The sequence below is a fragment of the Sphingobacterium sp. UBA6645 genome, assembly GCF_002455685.1.
Classification (GTDB): domain Bacteria; phylum Bacteroidota; class Bacteroidia; order Sphingobacteriales; family Sphingobacteriaceae; genus Sphingobacterium; species Sphingobacterium hotanense.
Map to the genome: position 1 here is coordinate 1 of NZ_DKLH01000023.1, position 9753 is coordinate 9753.

General features: G+C 42.4%; 7 protein-coding genes. 2 read left to right on the forward strand and 5 right to left on the reverse strand.

The window, feature by feature from the left end:
- Nucleotides 1–218: 218 nt before the first annotated feature.
- From B2400_RS04080 to B2400_RS04090, 3 genes are read right to left on the reverse strand one after another with little or no spacing between them, the layout of a single operon-like run.
- Nucleotides 219–1322 (reverse strand): LGFP repeat-containing protein, encoded by a 1104-nt coding sequence (locus tag B2400_RS04080; protein WP_293931085.1) that lies wholly within the window; start codon nucleotides 1320–1322, stop codon nucleotides 219–221.
- 6 nt (nucleotides 1323–1328) lie between these two features.
- Nucleotides 1329–2546 (reverse strand): hypothetical protein, encoded by a 1218-nt coding sequence (locus tag B2400_RS04085; RefSeq protein WP_293931087.1) that lies wholly within the window; start codon nucleotides 2544–2546, stop codon nucleotides 1329–1331.
- A 6-nt stretch (nucleotides 2547–2552) separates the two neighbouring features.
- Nucleotides 2553–4142, reverse strand: a complete 1590-nt coding sequence (locus tag B2400_RS04090; RefSeq protein WP_293931090.1) for a hypothetical protein — start codon at nucleotides 4140–4142, stop codon at nucleotides 2553–2555.
- A 287-nt stretch (nucleotides 4143–4429) separates the two neighbouring features.
- Between B2400_RS04090 and B2400_RS04095 the strand changes: the two genes are divergently transcribed.
- Nucleotides 4430–5500: a hypothetical protein gene (locus B2400_RS04095; RefSeq protein WP_293931093.1), complete on the forward strand. Its 1071-nt coding sequence runs from the start codon at nucleotides 4430–4432 to the stop codon at nucleotides 5498–5500.
- Between the two features lie 174 nt (nucleotides 5501–5674).
- Here the strand turns inward: B2400_RS04095 and B2400_RS04100 are convergent, their stop codons facing one another.
- On the reverse strand, nucleotides 5675–6364 hold the full coding sequence (locus tag B2400_RS04100) for a hypothetical protein (RefSeq protein WP_293931096.1): 690 nt from the start codon (nucleotides 6362–6364) through the stop codon (nucleotides 5675–5677).
- A 260-nt stretch (nucleotides 6365–6624) separates the two neighbouring features.
- On the opposite strand from B2400_RS04100, the gene B2400_RS04105 reads away from it, so the two are divergent.
- Nucleotides 6625–8724: a heavy metal translocating P-type ATPase gene (locus B2400_RS04105; RefSeq protein WP_286650953.1), complete on the forward strand. Its 2100-nt coding sequence runs from the start codon at nucleotides 6625–6627 to the stop codon at nucleotides 8722–8724.
- A gap of 12 nt (nucleotides 8725–8736) precedes the next feature.
- Here the strand turns inward: B2400_RS04105 and B2400_RS04110 are convergent, their stop codons facing one another.
- A complete protein-coding gene (locus tag B2400_RS04110; protein ID WP_149525850.1) occupies nucleotides 8737–9615 on the reverse strand; it encodes a hypothetical protein in 879 nt (292 codons plus the stop codon).
- Nucleotides 9616–9753: the final 138 nt, after the last annotated feature.

Genomic DNA, 9753 nt, shown 5'->3' on the forward strand with positions numbered 1-9753 from the left:
TCTGTTTAAACCAAAGGTTCAGACAAGAAAGACATAACACAATATATTGACCCGATCCTGCCTATCCTTGTATCCTTCCTTTCCTGGTTCAGACAAGAAAGACATAAGACAATATATTGACCCAATCCTGCCTATCCTTGTATCCTTCCTTTCCAGACAAACCTCTAATCTCACAGCATACATCTCACGTCTATTGTCTCACATCTTACATCTAATCGCTATTGCAAATCCAAAATAGAAGGCCTGACAATAGCCCATACGCGTTTATGCTTCACCATATTATCCTCGTATCGAACCTGGTATTCCGGCATTAGAATATGGCAGGAGATTCCTACATGGCCTGCGACGTTTCCTTGATAGATCAGCGAAACTCCCAGGTCGTCTTCAATCCATTGTTTTTTTGCGGATATTGGGGTGCCATCAGCTGCAGTTTGAGCTAGGGCGCTATCATTATTTGGAATTCCTAGTGAAGCCAGTGCGAACCCGCCGCCATTTCCATCAACTACAGTCAGCATCCGCGTTTCGGGATTATACTTATAAACAATCTGAATGTGGTCGGCACCTCCTTTATCCGAGTTGTCTACGAGGACAATGTCGCCAGGCAGAATATCCAGCTCATATTCGGCTTCGATATCTTCAAAGGTGATCATCTTCCTGGCAGCATCCTGTGCGCTGTGCTGTTCTTTCAATTGCGTGTTCTCTGGATAATCCTTACGTAGTACACCGGAACCGTCAAACGCTATCTTACCATAGGATCCAAATAGCGAGATATTCCTAGTGTTCATGAATTGACTGGTTGTTCTGCTAGGCACTCCAGCTTGGGCATAAAAATAAGCAACTGCTTTCCCGCACCATGATTCTTCGCTGCCTTTTTTGATTCTGTTTTCTATGCTGCTTTGCGGCTCAGATAACGCTTCAAAAGCATAGTCTGCAATCTCCTGAAGCTTGGCGACCAAAGGCGCTCGCTGTTGCTCATAGCTATCTAAATCGACAAATTCATACATTTCAATCTGGCTACCATTCGGATATTGCCAACTGATCTTTCCGTATTCAAAATAACTCACTTTGCCACCAGCGACGCAAGGATCATCCATTTCATCAGACCGTGGATAGCCTAAGCTGGAATTCGTTTCACCAACTTCCTGATATTTCATCAAGATATTGCCGTGAACTTCAAATATAAGCTCATCCGGACAAGCATATAACACACAGTTCTGGCATATCGCTACACGACCATTAGGCAGATTCGATTCACTAAGAATGGCGCCCGTGTCAAAACCGCGACGGGCGAGTTCTGCGATTTTAGTACTGAAATTTTCCATGATCTATTATTCAAAAAGTTTAGGATCGCTACTGTAGGGGAGTGCCGGCATAACCTCGCATATCCAACCCAATGCCTGTATCCCGGGATTTATTAATTCGTTTTTACTATTTATTTGGCTGTCGGCAACATTGAAAAAGCCCAAGCTGATACTGTCTCCAGCATTGGCAATGTCTTGCTGTGACCAATTAGCGCGAATCCTCAGGTTTTTGACCAATATCATCGCCGTTGTGATGCATTTCAGTTCGCCTTGATTGCTACTATCTTTCAATCCGTTGGAGAAGAAATTCTTCTCCAACGCTTTAGCATACCAAAGTTTTGCGTAGTGCAGCAACGAACGGTCAAACCAATCACGTTGTAGATTCACCATACAGTAATCAAATGAAAGTTCATAGCCATCTGCCTGGGATTGCTCCTGTACCACTAGCTTTTCTTTATGCAATTGATGGGTGAGTGCGATCCTTTTTGACAACAGTGGTTTGACCATAGTTGGATTGATTTCACTGCTTAGCATAGGCTTCGCTTGAAGATTGATCGCTTGACTACCCATCTGAAGTCGTTTCGTTCGGAGGAATTTATGATTGAGTGGCTTTTTGACTTTTTGTTCATGAAACAGCATATTATTGAAAATTCCCTTATGAGTTACGATGCCTTCAAATTTAGTTTCCACGGCTGTTGTCAACCGGGATTGATCTATTCGATTCCACTTAAGATTAAAGCTTATGGGTTTATCCTGCTCGTCCGCTTTCTCTGGAAATTTCTGAGAGAAAGATTTACTCGTCCATATTGCTGCATTTTTATTGTACCACGCTTCCGGATGTCCTGTGACTAGGAAATAGGAACCTGATGCTGTGACGACGGACGCTCTTTTTCCTTTTTCAAGTTTCCCCATCGCTTCCGCCTTCGCACGACTGAAGATTGTTCGGTAAACTTCTCTCTCGGCATCATCAAAAAGATCCTCTCGGAAAGTACTGGAGTATACCAAAGTTTCTAATAAGTCCGTCAATCTGGATGTCCCGAAAGTCATGCTCTCCTTTATGGCCGGAAGTCGCTCAGCAAGAATAGACAACTGTTCATTGGCCCTAGTCTGGCTTTGCGGATCGTTGGGGTCAAGCTCGTCTATCATGCAGCCAATGGGTTCAAAAGCAATGAACAACTTACTCTCCTCTAGTCCATCCTTAAACTGGCTAAGAAAGAACTCGTGTAGTTTTGCTTGAAAGTCCATGATTTCTTATCCATTGTTTTCCTCTTCTTTTACAGGCTCCTCTTTTTGGGGTTCTTCTTTTTTCTTCTGTGTATAGTTGGCACCGTTCAGTTTAGGCGCGAATGGCATAATAGAGGATACAAAACCGATGAGTTGGACACCGTCGACACGTAATTGCCTCGTGTTTTGATCAATCGTTTGGTCCCAATGGTATTTATCTTTTCTATAGCTGGCAGATCCGCTGCCGGATACGAAGAGATTCCCAAAACTAACCGATCCACCATTCTTTAAGGTGTCTGTAATCTCGTTTGAGTCGAAGGAAGCAGAGCTCCAGGATATCAATACATCTTTAATGAGGATCATACTGGTGACAACAGAGGGCAACAAGACGAATTGTTTCGGGTCGTCAGGTTTAAATTCCTGATCAACTTTACCCGTTGAAATACATCCTTCGGGATAATTACCCATCAGAAACCAGTTCCCAATATTCATCAGTGAACTGTCCATCCAGGGGCGGTTAATGTTTGCAAGACAGTAGGAGAAAGTGATGGTAAGTCCCTCAAACGACGAGCTGATATGTTTTTCTGAATGCGCTGAGGAGTGGTTAACCGATCCTCCGAGGCTTCCAAAGAGTCTAAATCCGGAACTGATCCTTGCCGACATGTCTTTTTTGGTAGATAAGGTGTCGAATGTTTTCTTAGAATGGTAGTCGGTTTGGCTGTATGTATTCCATCCGGGACCATTCTTGGAGTACCATTTACTCGGTGTAATAAACGTATATGGAAGATTGCCGATGCCTGGCATATTGATCAGACTATTCTCATACTTTATCTTTGCGCGTCGAATCATCAGAATAGCGGGGTCTATACCTTGCGCCGATAGGAGTGCCATCGCTTCCTCTATCTCTTGTTTAGCGCCTCTAGATTGCCATTTATCCCATGCGTAATCGACATCATCTTGATAAATCTTACCCTGCATCGGCCAAAGATTGAACTTGAGCGGGTCGCTTAATGCGTTGGCATACTGGCGATCGCGTTCTCTTACCGCATCGTAATATTCATCTCGATACTGATTGTATTTCTCATATTTCGGCGTGTCATTGCCTTCTTCATCAACCATCAATTTCTCCGCTCGCTCTAGTGCGGCTTTGATAGCATCATTTGCCTCCAATCCAGATTCTAAACCATTCGCCCCATTGATGATGGCGAACCATGTATCATTAACCTTCGCAGCGTTTGGCCAGGCACGATAGGTGTCATCAATAGAAATCTTAGTGTCTGTCAGGGAGAATGTCTGAAGATAGGCATTCATCGATTGCCCAATAGAACCCGAGGTCAACAAGATATCTTCCAAAGCAGAGGATGCCGAAGCCGCATCGGTGTTCGCCGGATCGGTAGCATCCGTCGTTCTTGCTTTATTTTCGCGGGCAGACTTCACTGCCTCGGTCAAATTTGATTGCGTTGGTGTCCATGGGTTTTTAAAGTCTTCTTCCGGAATCGGCAATCCAATAGGGAGGAAGGATACAAATTGATTATTCGGAGTCTGTCCAGTACTAGGATCTACACCTACGGCTTTCCATTTTAGATCCTCCATAATCTTAAATACATCGTTATTCATGACTTTTAAGTTTAGTGGTTATTTAATAAGTAGAATTAAAAATGAGGATTAATGTAAGCGCTTGAAAAACAATATGATGAAAGCTGTTTATTAATTAGCAAAGCGCACGATTCAACGAGGGAGCCCGGCAAATTGTAATATTCTAGGCTATGTAGATATAAAGTAGATAGCCCATAATCGCGTATTCGGTCGATCTATGCCATATTTATATAATTATGCTAAGGTTCGATTTATTTTTTCGGGTCTTTGGTTCTTACTTTGTGTCAGTGATAGCAAAGATCAGTATTATGAGAAAACTGAATTTTAAGAGTGTGATTGTCGCGTGCAGTTTGTTGGCAGTTATCAGTGCGTGTAGTAAGAAATCGATTGAACCAGTGGAACCCGATCCTGAGAATCCAGAAACGCCTACACCGAAACCACCGACACCAAAGCCTTTGACATTCTTCTACGCCGGCTATAAGTATCAAACGGATTATAAAGGAGCCGGTAGAAATGCAATTTTAAGCATTAATGACTCGATCGTTCTTCTTTCTCCATCATTGCGCTCGGATGCTCTTGCAATTGCAGCAGTAAACAATAAGGAGGCACATGTTACAGGCTATCAGAAGACGTCGTCAGCACAGCAGCGTGTTGCCTATTGGAAGAATGGCAAGATTTCATTCTTAACACAGGCGGGAAATAATAATACAGGAACAGCTATCAATGTAATCGGCAGTAAAGTTTATGTAGGAGGGACTAAAGATTACAATGGAGCATATGGTTTATTTCTTTGGACAAATGGCGTCGAGAAGAGAAAGGCATGCTGTTTGGCACAGTCAGAAGTGACATCCATTACTGAGGTCGCAGGCGAACCGTATCTATCGGGGCGTTTTGCTAGCAATGCGCATATGTTCAACGACGAATCGGCACTTGCGATAGCAGGACCGAATACCTATGCAGATTATATCAATGCCATCAATAAAGATGTCTATGTGCTTGGACATGCAAATTACAATAGCAGTTCCGACGCTGCAGTAGTATGGAAAAATCGAAAAGAAGTCTTCAAGCTTCCCTTAGGCGACTTTGCTTCCGACGTCCTTGGAACTATGGTTGGCACAGACTATTATTTCGTCGCCAACTTCTATAACGGTGGCAAGGGAACATCTGTAGTTTATAAGAATAAAACGAAACTTTACCAACTTAGCGGAGAAGCAAGCATCACCGCAACAGCAATTCGTGTAGTAAGCGGGAAAGTTTATATCCTCGGAAATTACCTAAATGGCGCGAAATCGTCTGCCGTACTCTGGACCAATGGCAAACCGAAAGTGCTTTTTGGCGAAGGAAAGAAGATTTATTTGAATGATTTTGCAGTGAATTAGATTTTAGACATTAGATGTGAGATATTAGAGCGCAGCGAGAAATATTCCAGCGCGTCGATGTGAGTTATTGCAATATGATAACGATAAAGTTTGTTGGCTGTAAATACACCATACTGCGTTCTCTTTTTAGCCAGTTTACTCTAATATCTTATGTCTTATATCTGATATCTAAACCTAATATTGCCAACCAACAAACCGCTGCACCAGTCCGTTTTTGTCGAATACCCAAACTAAGTGGGTGAAGCAGCCGCCGTCGCCGACTCCTTGGCTGACGTAGTAGTGGTTGTTATAGGTTTTGATTTCGAATTCGTTGCCGGCATGCAGGATTCCCCAGATTAATGACACGGGGATATCGACTATTTTGTTCCCGATTGTTGCGGTTGCTTTAGTTATTTCGGTTTTTGGTGTTCCGCAGTCGGCTCCGAAGTAGTGTTCACCATTAATTGTTTCAATGGATTCCGAACCGTCAATATAGCCGATTTTCTTTCCCGATTTGCTAAAGGGTTTATGCTTGTATTCGAATTTAAAGACTTTGGGGTCAGCATTTTTTAGCTGATCGAATAGCTTATATTGCGAAGTATGACTATATCCATAGGTGTACTCCTCGTTTGCTGTATTCAGCCTGCTCATGGGCTCTTTGATCACTACAACCTCTGACCATACTGCATCATTTGCCGAAACTCCAATTTCATCATTGAAAGCAAGGATTACCGTATTAGTTTTAACCTTCGCGATGACTTTACTCTTGCTATCCGGCTTTTCGCGAATGTTAGCAGATCCATCCGGACTGCTGATCACTGCGACCTGAGAAAATCCCGCATTAACAATTAGTAGTATCGAGATTAAGGTTAATAGTCTCTTCATAAGGTTTTTGATATTATACAATCAAATCTAACACCAAAGTTTCCATATCGTTTAGGTATATTTAGTAAAATTCGTTTGAAGACCAATAATCGCACAAATAATTCGCATGGTACAGAAGTATAGGGCTGATCTATGGGATCATAAAAGGGCAGAGTTTGTGCTGTACTAAGCTATAAACGATAGGAAAGGCGCATTTTTTTGAACATAGTATGGAATGGATCGGTAGATCAGAACAATAATAGAAATAAACACGTGTTTTTATGAGACAACAACATCAGCATATCTACAATGAAAATGGGGTTTGTGAAATATGTAGCCAAACGGAGAAGGTTTATCGGCAAGCCGATGCTGCCGATCTTCTAACAAAAAAGGCTGCAAAAAATGCTCATGCGCATCCGCATGAAGATAGCAACGAACATAACCATGATCACGAGCATGCCGATGATGATGTGCATGATCATGATCACAGTCATGAAGTAGGAGGTAGTCTATTCAAACTATTTCTACCATCGATTATTAGTTTAGTGTTGTTATTGCTTGGTCTTTTTTTCGACCATTTCTGGAAGATGGATTGGTTTACGGGCTACGTTCGTTTAGTTTGGTATTTGGCGGCCTATATTCCAGTCGGGCTACCGGTTCTGAAAGATGCGGTGAAAAGCATCAGAAAGGGCAATTTCTTTTCCGAGTTTTTTTTAATGGGAATTGCAACTCTCGGGGCATTCGGTATAGCCGAATATCCGGAAGCAGTTGCTGTCATGCTATTTTATGCGGTCGGCGAGAGTTTCCAAACATTGGCAGTATCTCGCGCCAAATCCAATATCAAGAAGCTATTGGATCAGCGACCTGATGAGGCCACAATTATCCGCGATAGCAAGACGCAAACCATTAAAGCGACGGATGTTCAGATCGGCGATATCGTTCAATTAAAACCTGGAGAAAAGCTAGGGCTGGATGGAATTTTAATATCCGATGCTGCATCGTTTAACACGGCTGCACTAACGGGCGAGAGTAAACCTGATACGAAGAACAAAGGCGAGCACGTGCTTGCCGGGATGATCAATCTACAATCCGTTGCGCAGGTTGAAGTTAATACAGCCTATGCCGATAGCAAGTTGAGCAAAATACTCGAGCTTGTTCAACATGCCAGCTCGCAGAAAGCGCCTACAGAACTGTTTATTTCCAAGTTCGCACGCATCTATACGCCTATCGTGGTCTTTCTTGCTATCGGCATCTGCTTTTTTCCATACTTCTTTGTTGCAGACTATGTTTTTCAGGATTGGTTATATCGGGCTCTCATTTTCTTAGTTGTTTCTTGCCCTTGTGCGCTCGTTATATCAATTCCACTGGGTTATTTCGGTGGGATAGGTGCAGCCAGTCGCCACGGCATATTGGTAAAAGGAGGCAACTTCCTCGATGTTTTAGCAGGATTGAAGCATGTGGTGATGGATAAAACAGGAACAATGACAGAAGGGGTGTTCAAAGTGCAGGAGGTCAATTTGAAAGACCAAGTTGCTCTCCCGGACCTAATGGATTATGTCAACTTACTTGAAAGCAAGAGCACCCATCCCGTTGCTACCGCGATACATGAATATGTAGGCGAGATTAAAGAGCAGCTCCCGCTTCAAAATATAGAAGAAATTGCAGGGCATGGACTCCGAGGTGAAATCAATTCGAAAGAATTCCTCGTAGGTAACTTCAAACTTTTGGATAAATACAAAGTCGCTTATCCGATCAATCCTGCCGATATCGCCTATACGACGATTGCAATTGCCTATGACGGACAATATCAAGGCTATATAACAATTGCAGACACCATTAAAGCGGATGCCAAAGCAACGATCAACAAGCTACACAACCTGGGCGTTAAAGCAACGATGCTAAGTGGAGATAAGGAAACGGTAGTTAAGCATGTGGCCAAAGAATTACGAATCGATCAGGCTTTCGGTGATCTGCTTCCGGAAGATAAGGTAAATCATTTTAAAGCGATTAAAGCCAATGATCAGGTTGTAGCCTTTGTTGGCGATGGTGTCAACGATGCACCTGTTGTCGCATTAAGTGATGTTGGTATTGCGATGGGTGGACTTGGATCTGATGCGACGATTGAAACCGCGGATGTCGTTATTCAAGATGATAAACCGATGAAAATCCCTGTCGCTATTCAAATTGGAAAGAAGACCAAGACCATCGTATGGCAGAATATAGGTTTTGCATTTGGTGTAAAAGCAATTGTACTAATCTTAGGGGCAGGCGGACTGGCGACCATGTGGGAAGCGGTGTTCGCCGACGTTGGAGTTGCGCTGTTAGCAATATTGAATGCTGTCAGGATACAGCGATCGAATTTTAATAGCGATCATGATTAATGTTGGTAATCCCTAAAAACCAAATGGATCATCTGGTGGCAAGGGTTTTCGAAATTCGTTAATGATACGGTACGGCGGAGTAGATCCTTCTTGAACTTCCAAATTACCTCTATCGGAATCTGCTTTAATATAGATATCGTTAATAAAATTGCTGCTAATTTGATAACCTGCATCAATGTATTCAAATGCAATATAGTCTTCGTTAGGATAGTAAAGGGTTCTATTTCCCCAGCTATCGATCTCGATTAAAGCATTGTTGCCTCGATTATCGGAAATTTCTAGGCCGATTCGCGTATTTTTTATAGTGATTTGTTGTCCGGAATGTGTCGTAATCTTGGTTTTGTTCGATAGATTCTTGCTGATGCTACTTTTTTGGCCGTCCTCGCCATCAATCGTGATTTTACCAACAAAGTTACGCTTGAAATTCAGCCAATTTCCCTTATCATCGACTACTTGGGAGTTCCCCATCAAACTACCGCGTATACTAACGGAGTGTTGTTGATCGTCGCTAAAGACGATTTCCCCACCTTGTTCGTTCGATATGGTAATCGTCTTGCTTTCCAAAAATCCGAATTTATTTTCCGGCCAGTATATTGTAATCCATGAAATAGGTTCGGCGTCCAATCCAAAAATATCCTCATAGATCGGGAAAATCGTTTGAGAAAAACACAATTTCTGAAAGAACATCGCCTCTTTTTCCTGTTGGCTCAGCTCAATCTTATTTGCACGGTTTTCTTGAGCCCCCAAGAAAAGACCTTGAAAAAGCAATATGAGGGTAAAAACGATATGGATTTTCTTCATAGATACAAGATGTATTTCTTTAGCGAATATATCAAAATCTTGCTTTCTTACATACCACATCTTAACAAGTATGAGTCTTTCGCTTTTCATATTCCTTTTAAACCCAAATCAAAGCCCTTTCAAAGCGGTTATGATTGGGCTTTACATTGGGTTTGTATTGGGTTTGAAAGGGCTTTGACTAGTATTTAGTAGTTAGACCTATGGGTCGTCTGAACCAGGAAAGGAAGG

What these genes read in the sequence shown, in the direction of transcription:
- B2400_RS04080 (WP_293931085.1), bottom strand. Translation starts at nt 1,322, where the DNA reads ATGGAAAATTTCAGTACTAAAATCGCAGAACTCGCCCGTCGCGGTTTT.
- B2400_RS04085 (WP_293931087.1), bottom strand. Translation starts at nt 2,546, where the DNA reads ATGGACTTTCAAGCAAAACTACACGAGTTCTTTCTTAGCCAGTTTAAG.
- B2400_RS04090 (WP_293931090.1), bottom strand. Translation starts at nt 4,142, where the DNA reads ATGAATAACGATGTATTTAAGATTATGGAGGATCTAAAATGGAAAGCC.
- B2400_RS04095 (WP_293931093.1), top strand. Translation starts at nt 4,430, where the DNA reads ATGAGAAAACTGAATTTTAAGAGTGTGATTGTCGCGTGCAGTTTGTTG.
- B2400_RS04100 (WP_293931096.1), bottom strand. Translation starts at nt 6,364, where the DNA reads ATGAAGAGACTATTAACCTTAATCTCGATACTACTAATTGTTAATGCG.
- B2400_RS04105 (WP_286650953.1), top strand. Translation starts at nt 6,625, where the DNA reads ATGAGACAACAACATCAGCATATCTACAATGAAAATGGGGTTTGTGAA.
- B2400_RS04110 (WP_149525850.1), bottom strand. Translation starts at nt 9,615, where the DNA reads ATGAAAAGCGAAAGACTCATACTTGTTAAGATGTGGTATGTAAGAAAG.